Source organism: Flagellimonas algicida (assembly GCF_049629585.1).
Lineage (GTDB): Bacteria > Bacteroidota > Bacteroidia > Flavobacteriales > Flavobacteriaceae > Flagellimonas.
This window is the reverse complement of record NZ_JBMYIX010000002.1, coordinates 942,265-960,641: the sequence shown is the minus strand read 5'-3', so window position 1 is coordinate 960,641 and position 18,377 is coordinate 942,265. Positions and strand designations below refer to the sequence as shown.

The window sequence follows — 18,377 nt, the reverse complement described above, 5'->3', positions numbered from 1 at the left end:
CGTATTTTTATGCCATTAATTATACGAAATGGAAAAACCGCTTATCCTGGTCACCAATGATGATGGAATCACCGCTCCAGGTCTTAGGGCCCTGATACGGACCATGAAAGAAATAGGAGACGTTATTGTGGTGGCCCCGGACAGCCCCCAATCGGGCATGGGACATGCCATTACGGTGGATAGCACCCTGTTCTCCAAAAAGGTGGTAGTGGACCACAAAGAGGGGGCTCCGTTTGAATATAGCTGTAGTGGCACCCCTGCGGATTGTGTAAAATTGGCCCTTCGGGTAATCCTGGACCGAAAACCGGATATTTGTGTGAGTGGCATCAACCACGGTTCCAACTCTTCCATCAATGTTATCTACTCCGGTACCATGAGTGCTGCCATAGAGGCAGGTATCGAGGGGATTCCTGCCATTGGGTTTTCCCTTTGCGATTATTCATGGGAGGCCAATTTTGAGCCTTCCCTAAAACCTATCAAAAAAATTGTGGTCGAGGCCTTGGCCAACGGAATCCCAAAGGGAACCGTGCTCAATGTGAACATTCCCAAAACCTCTGAAGAACCCAAAGGCATCAAGGTTTGTAGGCAGGCGAGGGGGAATTGGAAGGAAGAGTTTGACAAGCGTACCAGTCCATCGGGAAAGGATTACTACTGGCTAACAGGCGAATTTGAACTTTTGGACAAAGGAGAGGATACGGATGAATGGGCGTTGGCCAACGGTTATATTTCGGTGGTTCCCACCCAATTTGACCTTACGGCCCACCATGCCATATCGAACATAAACAACTGGAACTTGAATGGACACTAAAAAGGAAATCATTATTGGTTTTGTTGTGGGTATCATAGCAAACACTTTCGGCACTTTACTATACATTCTTTTGTTTTCCGATATCGGTATTGTGGACACCTTCAATGCTGCAGTGGAACAAGGTCATATTGGCAGTTTATTGGCCTTGGGCGCCATTTTGAACCTGATCGCATTCTTTGGGTTTCTCCGCATTAAGCGGGATTTGAGGGCAAGAGGGGTCATGATTGCCACATTACTGACCGCCTTGGTGATTTTGGCCTACAAAGTTTTGTTCTAATTGAACTTGAGCATTATACGATGAAGTATTATATCATAGCGGGTGAGGCTTCCGGCGATCTGCACGGCTCCAACCTCATCAAGGCACTGAAGCAAGAAGATCTTGATGCGGATATCCGTTGTTGGGGCGGTGATTTGATGCAGAAAGCCGGGGGACAATTGGCCAAGCATTACAAAGACATGGCCTTTATGGGATTTCTTGAGGTGATCATGAACATCCCAACCATTTTTAAAAACATCGCTTTTTGCAAGGAAGACATTGAAAAATTCAATCCGGATGTCATCATTTTCATTGATTTTTCCGGCTTTAATCTTCGGATTGCTAAATGGGCCAAACAAAACGGATTTAGAACCAACTATTATATTTCCCCTCAAATTTGGGCCTCACGGGAGGGGCGCATCCAAAAAATCAAGCGTGATATTGATGCCATGTACGTCATCCTTCCTTTTGAAAAGGAGTTCTATGAAAAAAAACATGGATACCCCGTGCAGTTTGTGGGGCACCCCCTTATCGATGCCATAGAGAACACCCCTTTGGTGGACGAGGCCACTTTCAGAAAGGAAAATGGATTGGATGCTCAGAAACCCATCATTGCCCTACTTCCCGGAAGTAGGAAACAGGAGGTCCAAAAAATGTTGGACGTGATGCTATCCGTAAAAAGTGATTTTCCCGAATATCAATTTGTTATTGCGGGTGCCCCAAGCCTACCGGATGAATTTTACGCTCCTTTCCTAAAGGAAAATAGGGTGGGCTATGTATCCAACAAAACCTATTCCTTGCTCAAACATTCCCATGCGGCACTAGTGACCAGTGGGACGGCCACTTTGGAAACGGCCCTTTTTGGCATCCCCCAAGTGGTCTGCTATAAGGGCAACTGGATTTCGTACCAAATTGCCAAACGCATCATCACCCTGGACTTTATTTCATTGGTCAATCTTATTATGGACAGGGAAGTGGTCAAAGAGCTCATCCAAAATGACCTGACCACCAAAAACCTCAAAAAAGAGCTTTCAAAAATAGTGGCAGGGCAAGAGCGGGAGCGAATTTTAGAGGACTACGAATCGCTTCGAAAAAAATTGGGTGGAAAAGGTGCCAGTCAATTGGCTGCCCAATTAATCGTTGAAAATGCTTAGTTTTATCTTCCAAGAAAACAATACTATTTCTTGGATGTTACGCAAAACCATTTTCTTACTGTTTCTTTTTGTCCTGATCGGTTGCGGCCCGGGCAAGAGAAAACGAACCTACAGCAAGACCCGAACCGTTACGGTAGAGGGGTCCACAGAAGAGACATCCCCCGAAAAGAAAACCAGAAAGGAAGAACGTGAAAATGCCAAGGCCGAGGCCATCATTTCCACCGCTATGGAATTTTCTGGAACGCGCTACAAGTACGGGGGCACCACCAAAAAAGGTATGGATTGTTCTGGATTGGTCTATGTTTCCCTCAAGGAAAACGAAATCCTATTTCCTAGAACTTCGTACCAAATGGCCTTGGAAGGCAAAAAAGTACAGGTGGACGACGTACAAAAGGGCGATCTGCTCTTTTTTAAGACCAGTAAAACTGGAAAACGCATCAACCATGTGGGCCTTGTGGTGGACGTGGATGGAGATGAGATCAAATTTATTCATGCCACGACCTCAAGGGGCGTTTTGGTATCCTCATTACGGGAGGGATATTGGAACTATGCCTTTGTAAAGGCCATGCGTATCTTATAGTGCGCTCGTTTAATTTTGTGTCCATCAAACTCACAGTGTTCCTCATTGTGGGAATTGTTTTGGGCTTTTATCTGGATATCGCTCCCCACATCCCGTTTATAGCGATTATTGTGCTGTTCCCTGTTCTCTATTATGCAAATAAAAGGCAGGCAAGGAATGGCGTTCCTTTTTTTGAGTTTACCACCCTTCTCATAACCATATCCTTAGGTGTTTTGGTGGTTGGCCTATCCCTCTCCAACCATTTGGGGAGCCATTATTCGCATAACCATTTTACCCAAGACCAATTATGGCAGCTGAAGGTAAGGGAGGTCTTAAAACCCAATCCCTACACCCAACGCTATGTCGTTGAAATTGAAGGTCTAGAACATAAAAAGGCAACAGGCAAATTATTGCTCAGCCTTCCTGTGGATTCCACCAAAAAGAACTTTAAGATTGATGATGAGCTTTTTGTATTCTCCAAGGCGGAAATCATTCAACCTCCCCTGAATCCGCATCAGTTCAATTACAAGGACTATCTGGGAAAGCAGGGCATTTTTCATCAGATACGGACGGGTCATGAATCCATTGTCGTGCAGGAAACATCCTCTTTGACCATAGTTGGGTTGGCCTCAAATTTTAGGGAACACCTCATCGCAAAACTGAAAGAGTATCCTTTCGGTGCAGACGAACTGGCCGTTATCCAAGCCTTGTTGTTGGGACAACGGGACGACATTTCGGAAAGCACCTATAACAATTATGCCAACGCAGGCGCCATACATATCTTGGCAGTATCGGGACTGCATGTGGGTATCCTGCTTTTCATCTTTCAGTTTTTGTTGTCACCTCTGGAGCGTTTCCCTAAGGGAAAAACCTTAAAACTGGTCGGCGTGGTCGTCCTATTGTGGGCATATGCCTTTGTGGCCGGACTCTCCCCTTCCATTGTACGGGCTGTTACCATGTTTTCCTTTGTAGCCTATGCCCTGTATTTGAACCGCCCTACCAACGTCTTTAATATCATTGCCCTTTCCATGTGGTTTATTTTGTTGATAAAGCCTCTTTTCTTATTTCAAGTAGGGTTTCAAATGAGTTACGCTGCTGTTTTTGCCATTGTTTGGATCTATCCAAAATTGCAGCGGTTTTGGTTCCCGGAGCATATCATCGTCCGAAAAACATGGCAATTATTGTCCGTGAGCTTGGCCGCCCAATTGGGAGTATTGCCCATTAGCCTGTTCTATTTTCACCAATTCCCTGCTTTGTTTTTTGTATCCAACCTTTTGATCATTCCATTTTTGGGGTTGATTTTGGGTCTTGGCATTTTGGCCATGGCTTTGGCCTTACTGAATCAGCTTCCTACTTTTTTGGTGGTTTCCTACAATTGGGTCATACAAATCATGAATTCCATCGTGGGTTGGGTGGCCCAACAAGAGGAATTTGTGATCAAGGATATTCCGTTTGATGATGTCCAGTTGGTTTTAGGATACGCTATCGTAATTTCCTTGGTCGTATTCCTATCTCAACCAAAACTGAAACCCACTTTAATTTTATGTAGTGCCATCATTGCTTTTCAAACTTGGGGCATTTGGAACCAGATACAACTCCGGCAAAAAGAAGCCTTGGTCTTGGTCCACAGATCCCGAAACTCCATCTTGCTGCACCAACTAGGGAACGCTCTGCACATATATGCACAGGACAGTGTTAATGTAGGCCGTATTGCTCAGGATTATTTGGTCGCAGAGCGAATCAAGAGCATTGACAACACGCAGCTCAAGAACAATTACTCCATCGGTCAAAAAAAGTTATACATCATAGACAGTTTAGGGATTTACCCCATAGAAAGAAATCAAGATTTTGTCCTGTTCACCCAGTCCCCAAAAATCAATCTGGAGCGTTTTTTGGATTCCGTTCGTCCCAAAATGGTACTGGCCGATGGCAGCAACTATCCCAGCTACGTATCCCGTTGGAAACGGACTTGTGCCCAAAAAGAAATCCCTTTCCACCACACCGGCGAAAAGGGATATTATGTTTTTGATTTTGATACGGATTAGTGGACGTTCCCCATCAAGCGTTTCATCAATGGTGCAAAAATCAGCACCACTACACCCGCTACCAAGGAATATTTGGCAATGAGACTAAAACCATCCAAATACACATTCAAGGTATCGAAACCGCCCACGTTGCTATCGGTACTCTCAATGGCCAATTGCTTGGAGATGAACCCTACTATTTGGAACGCATAGGCCGATGACAAGAACCATATCCCCATCATAAATGCCACAATACGTTTGGGTGAAAGGTCGGTTATTTTGGAAAGCCCTACGGGCGACATGAACAATTCCCCTACTGAAATCAAGAAGTACAAAGCAAGCAAATAGGAAAAGGGAACCATCCCATTTTCATCCGCACTACCCCCACTCAAGGAAACCACATAAAAAGCCAACCCGGCCAATACCAGCCCCATACCAAATTTGTATGGTGTCCTTGGGTTGATTTTCTTCTTGGCCATATACGTCCACATAACCGATATGGGTATGGAAAGAATAACAATGAACATGGAATTCAAGGCATTCGTCTGGCTCGCATTGATCAAAGAAAGGTTGACATTCCTTGCGGCAAAAAGGGTGATTACACTACCATGAAGCTCATGGAATCCCCAAAATATGGTCATAAAGAACGTAATCAAAATGGCCATAAAGAGTTTTTTACGTTCGTCCAAGGTAGCTTTGAGCATAATATTGACCATGTATATAAGGATAGCAATCCCTATCAGTTTAAACAATACATTGACAATGTTCTGGTCTTCAAAAAAGGAACCTTCCCCACCAAGGGATTTGTACGAATAGAGCAAATAGGCAATCAATGGTGCCGACAAAAAGGCTATGATGGGTATCAGATGTTTTTGTGGAATTCCCCAAACTTTCTTTTCATATACTTCAACACTGGGCGGTTTACCTCCATCGCCAAATACATTTTTCTTGATACCGCTCCAGAAAAACAACAATCCGGTCAACATGCCTATTCCAGCCAGACCAAATCCGTAATGCCAACCGTAAGTCTGTCCCAACCAACCGCACAGCAATGGCGAAATAAACCCTCCAATGTTTATCCCCATATAAAAAATGGTGAAACCTGAATCTTTTCGGGTATCACCATCCTTGTACAACGTTCCCACAAAAGTTGAGATGTTGGGTTTGAAGAATCCATTGCCCACAATAATAAAAGCCAAGGCCAAAAAGAAAGCTGCATTGTTTTCTATGGCCAATACAAAATGACCCAAGGCCATTAAAATACCTCCCAAGAAAATAGAGGCCCGCATGCCCAAAATGGAATCTGAAATCTTTCCTCCGATTACTGTAGAAGCATAGACCAATGACCCGTAGGACGCATAAACCGCTGCCGCTGCATAATCACGGGTGGACAATGCCTCAAAAATAACATTGACCATGTAGAGTGTAAGCAGGGCCCGCATCCCATAAAAACTGAAACGCTCCCACAGTTCAGCAAAAAATAGATAGAAAAGCCCTTGTGGGTGCCCAAAAAGGGTCTTTTCACTGGCTGGTTTTACAATATCTGACATATCTTTTTACGTTTGGTTACAAATTTTCCTTGATGAAATTGGTCATTTTGGTGAACAGGTGCAATCGGGTATTGCCCCCATAAATACCATGGTTCTTATCGGGATAAATGGCCCAATCAAAGGGCTTATTGGCCTGTACCAAGGCTTCTATCATCCTCATGGAGTTCTGCACATGCACATTGTCGTCCCCAGAACCATGGACCAATAGGTACTTCCCCTTGAGCAGTTCGGGATAGTTGAATGGAGACTCATTGTCATACCCTTCGGGATTTTCTTCAGGGGTACGCAAAAAACGTTCGGTGTAAATGGTATCGTAGAACCTCCAGTTGGTCACCGGGGCCACTGCAATGCCCATTTCAAAGACATCATTCCCTTTTAACAAGCAATTGGTGCTCATATGCCCTCCAAAGCTCCAACCCCATATTCCGGTTCGGTTTTCGTCTACATAAGGCAGCTCACTCAATTTTTTTGCGGCGGCTATCTGATCTTCGGTTTCATATTTTACCAAGTTCAGATAGGTTACTTTTTTAAAGTCACGCCCTTTATAACCTGTTCCCCTTCCATCCACACATACCACAATGTAGCCTTCGGAGGCCAACATCTCGTGCCAATAATCATTGCTGCCCAACCAGCTATTGGCCACTTGCTGCGAACCTGGGCCACTATATTGGAACATGATCATAGGGTATTTTTTTGCAGGGTCGAAATCGGCCGGTTTCATCATCCACATGTTCAGGTCGTTCCCATTGATGTTGATGGTTGAAAACTCCTTGGGAACCAAATCATATCCCTCCAATTTTTTCAACAAAGCTGCATTGTCCTTGATCAAACGGCCTTTGCTGATGAGCTCATTGTCTTCTTTAAAGTCTTTCATACGCTTGCCTTGGGCCACTTGATGCAAGGTGAACTCGTAAGGCGTTATGGCACTGGAAAAGGTGTTGATGTAATAGGTATAATCCGCACTGAATGCGGCTGAATTGGTTCCTTCCTTGTTGCTCAATCGCTTTTTATCCTTTCCAGAGCTAGCGATGCTGTAAACGTCCCGATTAATGGAACCGTTTTCCACAGATTGATAATAAATTTTGTCATTGGCCTCATCATAGCCATAATACTGGGTCACCTCCCAAGGTCCTTCAGTTATTTGATTTTTCAGTTTACCCTTTTTGTTATACAGGTACAAGTGGTTGAAACCGTCCCCTTCACTGGTCCAGATAAAACTATCGTCGGGCAAAAAGGTAAGATCGTCATCAATATCCACATAGGCCTTGTCCTTTTCTTCCAACAAAATGGAAACCGAGTTGTCCTTGGCGTCAACATCCAACAGTTTAATATGGTTTTGGTGTCGGTTGATGGTCTGTACACTCAAATGATCTGGACTGTTCATCCATTTAATGCGAGGAATGTAGTAGGGATTGCCCAAATCCACCTTGGAAATGGAACCTGACTCCACATCCAGCATGTGTAAGGTTACTATAGAATTGTTCTCTCCGGCTTTGGGGTATTTAAATTCATACGGAAATGGATAGAGCCCTTGACCATAAACATCCATGGAGAATAGGGGCACTTCGGTTTCGTCAAATCGTAAAAAGGCAATTTTGGACCCATCGCTGTTCCACTCAAAGGCACGGACAAAGGCAAATTCCTCCTCATATACCCAATCCGTGACCCCGTTGATGATGGTTCCCTTGCTCCCATCCGTGGTGATTTGTTCTGCCGTCTTGGAAGCTACGTTGAATATATATAGGTTGTTGTTATCCACATAAGCCACTTTGGATCCGTCAGGGGACAACATGGGTTCTTGGATCTTGGTATCGCTGACCTTTGTCATGCTCTTGGATGCGATATCATATACATAGTATATTCCCAATCTAGATCTTCTGAAAATCGGCTCGACCTCTGTGGCCAACATTATCTTTGATTCATCCTCACTGAAGGTGTACGATGTAAAGAAGGGCACCGTACCTCCCGAAGCCACTATGGTTTCCACCTTTTTCAAGGTCCCATAGTCATACTTGTCCAAACTACTGGTCTGGGGGGAACGCATAAAATTCAAGATGGTGTACTGCTTTCCATTTTTCATGGAACGAAGCACGTCCATGTACTCGGTCCTAAATTCCCCTCCCCAAATTTCTTCAAGGGAGATTTTTTTCTTTTGAGCGGTTGAAAAAGTCAAACATCCTAAAAGGGATAGGATCAAGAGGAACTGTTTGTTCATGTGGAGAAAAAATTATTTAAAACCGTCAAGTTTACTAATATTTATCGGAAAAATAAACTTAAATGTTGCATTTGCAACAAGAATTGATTTCCTAAAAAAGCTCTTTATAGACCATCCCGAGTACAATCCGGATATCGAAAAGTACAATTATCTTTATATTTGAACCCTTTAACCAAACACTATGGACACCCCTGTTGAAGGTTTTTCCAAACGCTCCAAGGCCGAAAAGATAGCCTATATTGCCGAGCACTTCACCAAAGACCCCGAAGCCTCCAAAAAATTACTGGAGCAGTATTGGAATCCGGACCCTGCGGTCCAGAAGCTGCATGACGAGTTCATAGAAAACACCATTTCCAATTATTACCTCCCTTTTGCCGTAGCGCCCAATTTTTTGATCAACGGAAAATTGTATGTCATTCCCATGGCTATTGAGGAAAGTTCCGTAGTGGCCGCCGCCAGTAAGGCCGCCAAATTCTGGTTGGACCGAGGCGGGTTCAAGGCCAAAGTCATTGACACTGAAAAGGTGGGGCAGGTACATTTTATATATAAGGGAGATGTACAAAAACTCCAACATTTTTTTGAAGCGCTAAAACCGAAGCTCATCCAAGGTGTATCTTCCATCACCCAAAACATGGAAAAGCGTGGTGGTGGTATCAAGAATATAGAATTACGGGACCTCAGTGACAAAATAGAAGGCTACCATCAATTGCATTGTACGTTCGAGACCCTGGATGCCATGGGGGCCAATTTCATCAATTCGTGTTTGGAGCAATTTGCCAAAATCCTGAAGGATGAAGCAGCTTCATATGCCAACTTCAGTCCTGAGGAACAGCAGATTGAAGTGGTCATGAGTATTCTTTCCAACTATGTGCCCCAATGTTTGGTACGCGCCGAAGTAAGCTGTCCCATTGCACAATTTGAAGAAGGTGGAATATCCGCCGAAAAATTTGTGCGGGCCGTGAACATCGCCAAGGCGGAACCCTACCGTGCCGTGACCCACAATAAGGGAATCATGAACGGAGTGGATGCAGTGGTCTTGGCCACAGGAAACGATTTTAGGGCCGTGGAAGCCGGAGTACATGCCTATGCTTCCAAAGATGGACAGTATTCCAGCCTTACCCATGCTTCCATCAAAGATGGAATCTTTACCTTTTGGATTGAACTGCCCTTGGCATTGGGTACAGTGGGCGGACTCACCTCCTTGCACCCCTTGGTGAAATTGGGGCTGGAAATCCTTCAAAAACCAACCGCCAAGGAACTGATGCAGATTGTGGCCGTTGCTGGATTGGCCCAGAATTTTGCTGCACTGCGATCACTGGTCACCACCGGTATCCAAAAAGGGCATATGAAAATGCACTTGATGAACATGCTCAACCAAATGGGAGCCTCAGAAAGTGAAAAACAACAATTGGTCCAGTATTTCAAGGACCGAACCGTGACCAATGCTTCGGTAAAAGAGGCGTTGGAAAAGATCCAATCCCAATAATGCAGACGAAATTCCATAGCAATGGCAAGTTGTTGCTTTCGGGCGAGTACGCCATTTTGGATGGAGCTTTGGGTCTGGCCGTCCCTACCCAATATGGGCAATCCCTTGAAGTATTGGCTACAGAAACTGGTCTGCTGGAATGGAACAGTCATGATGAGAAAGGCAAAATCTGGTTTCAGGCGGTGTTGGATTTGGATGGCCTTAAAACGATTTCCACTTCAGACGGGAAAATTGCAACAACCTTAACGGGCCTACTTAACGAAGCTAGGGTACAAAACCCCCGTTTTTTATTGACAAGTAAAGGAACACAAGTGAACACAAAACTCGGTTTCCCCAGGTCTTGGGGGCTAGGTACTTCATCAACATTGATCAACAATATGGCACAATGGGCCCAGGTAGATGCCTACGCATTGTTGTGGAATGCCTTTGGGGGTAGCGGGTATGATATTGCTTGTGCCCAGCACGATTTGCCCATCACCTACCAACTAAAAAACGGCAAACCAGAAGTCACCGAAGTAGCCTTTGAGCCCATTTTTAAGGAGTCCCTTTATTTTATACATCTCAACCAAAAGCAAAGCAGCAAAGAGGCCATTGCCAACTATAGGAAACAGCAATTCAACAAGGACGATTTGCTGAACAGTATTTCCACGATCTCTCAAAAAATGGTCTCGGAAAACGATTTGACCAAATTTGAAATTTTGATGGTAGAACATGAGGCTATTCTATCCCATATTCTCCAAATCCCAACGGTGAAATCACGACTTTTCCCCGATTACCCCAATGCCATTAAAAGTCTTGGAGCTTGGGGCGGAGATTTTGTATTGGTCGTGGGAAATGGGAACACTTTGGATTATTTTAGGGGCAAAGGATTCCAAACGATCATCCCGTTTTCCAGAATGGTGTTGTGATTTATCCCATTTTCAAAAACATTTTATCATGAAAAAATTCGTTTCATACACTATTTTCATTTTTGTCCTTTTGGGCTGTTCCCCAAAAAAGACTGCCCTTCGCTATGAAAGCGACCAACTTGTGGTAGAGCAGCTGACCGAACACTCCTTTCGGCACATTACCTATCTGAACACCCAAGATTTTGGAAAAGTGGCCTGCAACGGTATGATCGTAGTAGATCAGGGCGAAGCCATCATCTTTGATACCCCCAACACCGATGTGGAATCCGAAGAACTTATCCAATGGGTCGAAGAAGAACTGGGCTCTACTGTAAAGGGAATTGTTGCCACCCATTTTCACACTGATTGTTTAGGAGGGTTGCAAGCCTTCCATAAGAGGAATATTCCCTCATACGCCACTGAAAAAACCATAGAATTGGCCACTGCAAAGGGGCATCCCATACCTCAAAATGGATTTATGGGCACCAAAGAACTGACCCTTGGCGATAAAAAAGTAATTCTGGATTATGTGGGCGAAGGCCACACCCAAGACAACAGCATTGGTTACTTTCCCAGTGAAGAAGTACTGTTTGGTGGATGTTTGATAAAATCACTGGGAGCCGGAAAAGGAAACCTGGAAGATGCCAATACAGAGGCATGGCCCCATACTGTACAAGATTTAAAATCCAAATACCCCAAGGCTGGCATTATAATCCCCGGACATGGAAAACCCGGTGATGCTGAACTGTTGGATTTTACCATGGCGCTCTTCACGGATTAAACCTTAGTAATCCCGATACATTTTAACACAAAACCTTTCATTTTGGCCATTTCGTGAACTCAAACAGGGTATTCGTCAATTGGCGGTCATAAAATTGAAGGGTTTTTCTCATCTTGGGAGCGAACCCCATGCATAGCTGTTGCCCAATAACCTTATAAAAGAAGCCGCTATGGTATTTTGGGAATATGCCTTATTGTTGTTTTCGCTACTGACCTTCTTGTTGGCCATGACACTCTTTCTGAAAGAACGGGAGAAAAAGTCCAAAAAGTTGTTTTTCCTGTTCATGTCATTTGTACTTTACAATATTCTATTGACCCTTTACAGTTGGACCAAATTTAATGATGGGTTATTTGTACTTCTGAGTTATGTCCAGTTCATCCCTTTGATATTCTATGCCATCATGGTTTATGGTTACTTCAATGAGACAATTGATAATGGAAAAACAAAAAGGGAAAACAGGTTTTCAGATTCAAAGAACAAGTATGGAAAAACAGGTCTCTCAGAAACCTTCTCCTTGGAATTGAAACAAAAATTGGAAGAGTTGATGGTCACCAAAAAACCCTACCTGAACCACGAACTAAGATTGGATGACATTGCAGATTTACTTGATGTTTCCAGACACCATGCCTCACAGGTCATCAATGCACATTTTAATATGGGATTTTATGATTACATCAATGCCCATAGAATAGAGGAAGCAAAAAGCAAACTGCGTTCCTCCGGTTTTGAAACCTCTTCCCAATCCATCTCCGACATAGCTTATCTATGTGGTTTCAACAATAGGGTATCGTTCTACAAAGCCTTTAAAAAGTTTACCCACACCACGCCTACCGAGTTTTTGGATGAAATGATGATGAATGCCCATGGATGATACCCCTGTCCCATTTTCAATGCCTTTTTTAGTCTGACACCTGTCAATGTTAATCTTGTTCGGCATTTTGGTAAAGGTTCTTAAACCTTAACAATACCCCTGTTTTCTTTCTTTTTTTTTGCTCGGCAATCTTCAGGGCAGGAGTACTAAAACCCTCCCATACAATAACAGGTTTTATTCTTATCAGCTTGAATTAGCTTGATTTAAGATAATGTTCTATCTCCTGCTTTGATGGATTGCACTAACTAACTATTAACTAAAAATTCTTTAATGAGAGCAAAAAAATGGATGATGCTAGTGCTGTTCATATGTACTTGTACCATAGCACTTGCACAGGAAAAAACGGTTACCGGAACGGTTACCGACCAAAATGGACTGCCCCTGCCTGGCGTTAATATTGTTGTTTCGGGAACCAATACCGGTACCCAAACCGACTTTGATGGAAACTATGCCATCACTGCCAGCCAAGGTCAAACCTTGCTGTTCACCTATTTAGGGCAGCAAGATGTCCGTATGGCCGTTGGGGCCCGTAATGTCATCAATGTACAGATGCAGGAAGATGCCCAAGCTTTGGAAGAGGTGGTGGTGGTTGGTTATGGAACAACGACCAAGCAGGCATTTGCCGGTACAGCATCAGTGGTAAAAGCTGAGGCTTTGGAAGTCAAATCCTTTTCCAATGTTTCCCAAGCATTGGCGGGTGAGGTTGCCGGTGTGACGGTAATCAATCAATCCGGACAGCCAGGTACGTCTTCAACCATACGAATCAGAGGATATGGATCAGTTAACGGAAACCGGGACCCTTTATATGTTGTGGATGGAGTGCCTTTTTCTGGAAGTATCAATTCCATTAACCCAGCTGATATTCAAAGTACTACTATATTAAAAGATGCTACTGCAACAGCTATTTACGGTTCTCGCGGCGCCAATGGTGTTGTATTGATAACCACAAAGTCGGGCTCTACGAGTGAATCATATGTCGAAATAGACGTCAAATCAGGATTCAATATGCAATTGATTCCAAGATATGATGTCATTACTTCACCCGAAGAATATGTGGGTTATGTCTGGGAAGGGATTTTGAATAGAGCAAGTATCAATGGTGAAGCAGACCCAGTAGCGTTTGCCAACGCCAACCTATTTACAAACAACTATATTCCCATTGGCTATAACATGTGGGAGGCTGCAGATGGTGGAGAATTAATAGACCCCGCCACTAGGATGGTAAGGCCTGGGGTTGCTAGAAGGTATACTCCACAACGGTATGAAGATTTGGCATTCGATGCTGCCATTAGGACCGAGACCAACTTAAGAATGGGTGGAGGTAATGATAAAAGCAAATACTTTACTTCCATAGGATACTTGGACGATAATGGATACGCCATCAACACTGGTTACAAAAGGTATACGGCAAGGCTAAATGCCGATTCCCAAGTGAAAAAATGGCTGAAAGTTGGCGTCAATGCAGGATACGCCTACTCTAAGAGCACCAATAATGGGCAAACTGTGGGGTCAGAAAATCTGTTCGAATTTGCGGATAAGATGGCACCCATTTTTCCCGTATTTCTAAGGGATGACAACTATCAATTGGTTGAAGATCCCATTTTCGGAGGATACCAATATGATTATGGTAGCGCTTCCGGGTTCAGGTCTAGGCCCAATGCAGATCAGCTGAACCCCATAGCATCGGCCCTGTATGATCATGTGGGAACGAACAGGCATGAAATAAATGGCAACTTTTCTGTTCATGTGAACTTGGCGAAAGGATTGACCTTTGAAACCCGTTTCGGTTCCCAATTTGCCACGGAACGTTACAAATCTTTCTCCAATCCATTTTATGGCGGAGGTATCTCCACTGGCGGTGATCTATACCAAAGAGACAGGGATTTTTTAACGATAAACTTTTTGAAGCTCTTGCGCTATCAAAACGAGTTTAACGATCATTCCCTTGAAATTCTCGCAGCACACGAAAACAATCAGTACGAAATGCAGGAAGCCATTGCTTCCAAAAGATTGGCTGTACACCCACGAATTTTGGAACTGAACAACTTTGTGGTTTCCCAAGGACCTCCCTCTGGATTCTCGGAAGGATATGGCATTGAATCTTATTTTGGGCAAATCAATTATGACTTTGACAAGAAATATTTTTTGACCGCATCGGTACGTAGGGATGGCTCTTCCAGATTCATCAATGAAAAATGGGGAACCTTTGGTTCCGTGGGTGCGGCCTGGGCCATTTCCAATGAAGATTTTATGTCCGATAGCGACTTCTTCAAATTTTTAAAAATCAAGGCATCTTACGGGCTAACTGGGGACCAAGCTGTTGATGATGACTACTATGTGGCTTATGACACCTACAATATTGCCAACCTTAACGATCAGATTTCCCTTTCCATAAGGGATAATGGAAATCCAGAGCTTTCGTGGGAGACGTCGAAAATGTTTCAGACTGGAATCGAATTCGGCCTTGGAAGGTTTTTGGACGGGGTTGTGGATTTTTATAGCAAGAAAACAGATAATCTGATTTTTTCAAGAAGGGTGGGACCTTCCCAAGGGATTGCCATTGTAACTGTAAACGATGGTGAGTTGTTAAACCAAGGACTTGAATTTGACCTTACCACACATATCTTCAACAAAGAGGATTTTAAATTGGACTTGTCCATCAATGGATCGCGGGTGAACAATGAAATCTTGACCATGCCCATTGAACCTTCAACCGGCGAACCTAGAATTTTGGACACTTCTGCTGCCCCATACGGATATTCTGAAGGAAGTTCCATATATGACTTCTACATTCGAGAATGGGCCGGGGTAGATCCTGAGGATGGCGTTGGAATGTACTACCAGTATTTTAATGATGCCAATAGCAATGGTACTTTAGATGATGGCGAAGACAGCATTGATGACATGCTTGCCTATTTGGATGAAAATCCCGATGCCAATGTTGAGCGCCAAACCACAAAAACGTATAACAATGCCACCCAAAAATACGTAGGTAAATCTGGAATCCCAGATTTAATGGGGGCATTTAGATTGGCGGCACAGATAAAGAACTTCGATTTTTCTGCCCAATTCACGTATAGCATTGGAGGATGGGCTATGGACAACCAATATTCAGAATTGATGAGCGACAACTTTGGTGCTGCCTCAACCAACTTTCACAAGGATATATCCCAAAGATGGCAAAATCCAGGTGATGAAACAGATGTTCCCCGCTTGGATGATGCCACAGGACAAGACCAGAGGGTCAGCTCCACCCGCTGGTTGATCAGCACTGACTATTTAGCCTTCAACAATGCTAAAGTTGGGTATACATTTCCCAAGAAAGACATTGAAAGAATGGGATTGAAAAATGTCAACATTTGGGTATCTGGGGACAATTTGGCTATCAAAACCGCTAGACAGGGCTTCAACCCATCTGTTAGGGAGGATGGTAGCTCACAAAGAAGGATTTATGCGCCTTTGACTACGGTAACCATGGGTGTTAGAGTTAAATTTTAGAATAAAAACGTTATGAAACATATATATAAACTTTCAGCTTTAGTCTTGTTCGTTGTGTCCGTAGGATGTACCAAAGACTATTTGAACGAAACCCCTTCAGAATTTTTGACACAAGAACAGGTTGGGGAAGCAGCCACATTTAATCCTGCTGTAATCGAAGGAACCATTTCCGGTATTTATTCCACAATGTTCGAGACCGGGACCGGAGGAACTACGGGTCATGATGATTTCGGACATAAGGGGTATGACATTTACGGAGACTTCCTCTCCGGCGATATGGCGCTCTCAGTAAGCACCTATGGGTGGTACAGGGCCGATATTACAGAGTTCCAAGCGACCCAGGATTTTACCAGAACCAGAAATTATATCGTATGGAGGTATTATTATAGAATCATTAGATCAACCAACTTGGTCATAGATGCGTTGGGTGGCAATGATTTTATCCCTGAATTGGAAGAAAATAGATACTTGATGGGTCAGGCCAAAGCCATCCGGGCACATTCCTATTTCTATTTGACCCAATACTTTGCCAATTCTTACGAACCAACTGCTGAGATTTTGCCCATATACGATAGTGCTGATGACCTGAACGGGCCCAAAGTGACCACTTCGGAAATCTATTCGTTAATGGAGAAAGACCTCAATGAAGCCATATCCCTCATGGACAATTTTGCCAGAACCTCTAAAAGTCAAGTGGATAAATCTGTGACACAAGGTATTTTAGCCTATGTATTGGCTTCAAAAGGAGACAGCCATCAACAAGTGATGGAACTTACCGAGGACGTCATCAATAGCGGTGGGTATACCCTAATGGATGAGACCGAAGTCTTGGGCGGTTTCAACGATTTGAATACCCCTGGCTGGATGTGGGGTGTGGACTTGACCGTAGATAATGGCTTAGGATTGGTTTCATGGTGGGGGCAAATGGACCGCTATACCTATAGTTATGCATGGGCTGGAGATGCCAAGGCAATAGACGCCGGGCTCTACGATGCCATTCCTGCAGATGATGTTCGCAAAGGGCAGTTTGCCGAGCCATTGGGTGAATATGAAGACCTAATGCCCTTGAACAAGTTCTATGCCCCGGATAAAATTATTGGGGGACAAAGCAATGTTACAACCGATTATATCTACATGAGAGTTGCCGAAATGTATTTGTTGAATGCTGAGGCGGCTGCCAAATCTGGGGATATGGCCAAAGCCCAAATGATGCTGAAAGCATTATTGGATAAAAGAGTGCCCAACACTGCATATATAGACACCCTTACAGCCCAACAACTGTTGGATGAGATATACTTGCAAACCCGCATAGAGTTATGGGGGGAAGGTAAGAGTTATCTATCACTCAAAAGGAATCAAGGTACTGTTTTTAGAGGATCCAATCATCTTTCTTTTGTTGGTGAAGCCATTCCCTTCGATGATGAAAGGTTGACTTTTGAGATTCCACAATCCGAAATCCAAAATAACCCTCATATATCAACCCAAAACTAGTTTACTTAAAAAGCATAACTGTCAATACCAAGCCCTACAATATTCGGTGGGGCTTTTTCTTTTTCAAAACAGTAAGAGTATTCCAAAGTGCTCATCCGTAAACCCAAACAGGGCATTCGTCAATTGGCACACCTGTAGCATGTAAGTTTGTGCTAGGTTTAAATCAATAAACCAAAACCCAATGCCATGTCACGGTTCAGTAAACTATCTGTACTTTATCTCTTAATGGGGCTTTTTATATCCATTTTCAATGGATATTCCCAAGTGAGTGAAAGTGCTTCCGCAAGACTTGATCGGTTCCTAAAAGAAAATTCCCATATTACCTTTACACCACTGGTTTCCGATGCCACAGAACACATCCTGAGGCACAACGTATACTGTATTGCCTTGGAGACCACCAATATCTATGATGATTCAGGCAAAGATGTGGATGAGTTCATCGTAATTGATGATGGAACGGATGTACAAAGTTGCCAGAAGTTCAGGAAAAATACTTCCATGGATTTCTTTCTGGATCACCTTCATGAGGATTTTTCCCTAACCTCTGCGACCGCTCCCCTATTTCAAGACCTGTTGGACATTTTATATCCCGTAGAGGGTTGGAAACTGGACAAAAGGGAGTTCTTCTTCAAAGATGGTAAGTGGTATTTTCTGCGTGATGCCTATATGAGATCCAAACAAGGTTTTGAAATACAGGTAGACCCTGAAGGAAAAATCAAGGACATGCGCTACAAAATGAAATGGGATGTCCCGGACCGATCATAAAAAAAGCCGCCCCGTAAACGGGGCGGCTTTTT

14 protein-coding genes are annotated in these 18,377 nt (G+C 43.7%); 12 read left to right on the top strand and 2 right to left on the bottom strand.

What is annotated here, in order from left to right; all coding sequences use genetic code 11:
• Positions 1–28: 28 nt before the first annotated feature.
• From surE to ACPD8L_RS13165, 5 genes are read left to right on the top strand one after another with little or no spacing between them, the layout of a single operon-like run.
• Positions 29–808 (top strand): 5'/3'-nucleotidase SurE, encoded by a 780-nt coding sequence (surE, locus tag ACPD8L_RS13185; protein ID WP_129653490.1) that lies wholly within the window; start codon positions 29–31, stop codon positions 806–808.
• Positions 798–1,085, top strand: coding sequence for a hypothetical protein (locus ACPD8L_RS13180; protein ID WP_116216237.1), 288 nt, complete (start codon positions 798–800; stop codon positions 1,083–1,085). The genes surE and ACPD8L_RS13180 overlap by 11 nt, the downstream gene beginning before the upstream one ends.
• 20 nt (positions 1,086–1,105) lie before the next feature.
• Positions 1,106–2,218 carry a lipid-A-disaccharide synthase gene (lpxB, locus tag ACPD8L_RS13175; protein ID WP_423943749.1) on the top strand — a complete coding sequence of 371 codons (1,113 nt, stop codon included), beginning with the start codon at positions 1,106–1,108 and terminating at the stop codon, positions 2,216–2,218.
• Positions 2,211–2,798 carry a C40 family peptidase gene (locus ACPD8L_RS13170; RefSeq protein WP_421810142.1) on the top strand — a complete coding sequence of 196 codons (588 nt, stop codon included), beginning with the start codon at positions 2,211–2,213 and terminating at the stop codon, positions 2,796–2,798. The genes lpxB and ACPD8L_RS13170 overlap by 8 nt, the downstream gene beginning before the upstream one ends.
• A 17-nt stretch (positions 2,799–2,815) precedes the next feature.
• Positions 2,816–4,822 carry a ComEC/Rec2 family competence protein gene (locus tag ACPD8L_RS13165; protein WP_423943747.1) on the top strand — a complete coding sequence of 669 codons (2,007 nt, stop codon included), beginning with the start codon at positions 2,816–2,818 and terminating at the stop codon, positions 4,820–4,822.
• Here ACPD8L_RS13165 and ACPD8L_RS13160 read toward each other — a convergent pair.
• Together ACPD8L_RS13160 and ACPD8L_RS13155 are read right to left on the bottom strand one after the other, a co-directional pair.
• The gene (locus tag ACPD8L_RS13160) at positions 4,819–6,351 is read right to left on the bottom strand and encodes a peptide MFS transporter (protein ID WP_423943746.1); all 1,533 of its coding nucleotides are present in this window, start codon (positions 6,349–6,351) and stop codon (positions 4,819–4,821) included. The genes ACPD8L_RS13165 and ACPD8L_RS13160 overlap by 4 nt on opposite strands.
• A 16-nt stretch (positions 6,352–6,367) precedes the next feature.
• Positions 6,368–8,566, bottom strand: a complete 2,199-nt coding sequence (locus ACPD8L_RS13155) for a S9 family peptidase (protein WP_423943744.1) — start codon at positions 8,564–8,566, stop codon at positions 6,368–6,370.
• Between the two features lie 181 nt (positions 8,567–8,747).
• Here ACPD8L_RS13155 and ACPD8L_RS13150 point away from each other — a divergent pair, with 181 nt between their 5' ends.
• From ACPD8L_RS13150 to ACPD8L_RS13120, 7 genes are all read left to right on the top strand, one after another.
• A complete protein-coding gene (locus ACPD8L_RS13150; RefSeq protein ID WP_421810146.1) occupies positions 8,748–10,052 on the top strand; it encodes a hydroxymethylglutaryl-CoA reductase, degradative in 1,305 nt (434 codons plus the stop codon).
• On the top strand, positions 10,052–10,960 hold the full coding sequence (locus ACPD8L_RS13145; RefSeq protein WP_423943742.1) for a GYDIA family GHMP kinase: 909 nt from the start codon (positions 10,052–10,054) through the stop codon (positions 10,958–10,960). The genes ACPD8L_RS13150 and ACPD8L_RS13145 overlap by 1 nt, the downstream gene beginning before the upstream one ends.
• 28 nt (positions 10,961–10,988) lie before the next feature.
• On the top strand, positions 10,989–11,720 hold the full coding sequence (gene bla, locus ACPD8L_RS13140; protein WP_293304396.1) for a subclass B1 metallo-beta-lactamase: 732 nt from the start codon (positions 10,989–10,991) through the stop codon (positions 11,718–11,720).
• Between the two features lie 169 nt (positions 11,721–11,889).
• Entirely contained in the window at positions 11,890–12,591 is a 702-nt protein-coding gene (locus ACPD8L_RS13135) for a helix-turn-helix domain-containing protein (RefSeq protein WP_423943740.1), read from the top strand.
• A 270-nt stretch (positions 12,592–12,861) separates the two neighbouring features.
• Positions 12,862–16,089, top strand: coding sequence for a SusC/RagA family TonB-linked outer membrane protein (locus ACPD8L_RS13130; RefSeq protein ID WP_293304392.1), 3,228 nt, complete (start codon positions 12,862–12,864; stop codon positions 16,087–16,089).
• 12 nt (positions 16,090–16,101) lie between these two features.
• Positions 16,102–17,580: a RagB/SusD family nutrient uptake outer membrane protein gene (locus ACPD8L_RS13125; RefSeq protein ID WP_423943738.1), complete on the top strand. Its 1,479-nt coding sequence runs from the start codon at positions 16,102–16,104 to the stop codon at positions 17,578–17,580.
• 186 nt (positions 17,581–17,766) lie between these two features.
• The gene (locus tag ACPD8L_RS13120) at positions 17,767–18,345 is read left to right on the top strand and encodes a hypothetical protein (protein ID WP_423943737.1); all 579 of its coding nucleotides are present in this window, start codon (positions 17,767–17,769) and stop codon (positions 18,343–18,345) included.
• Positions 18,346–18,377: the final 32 nt, after the last annotated feature.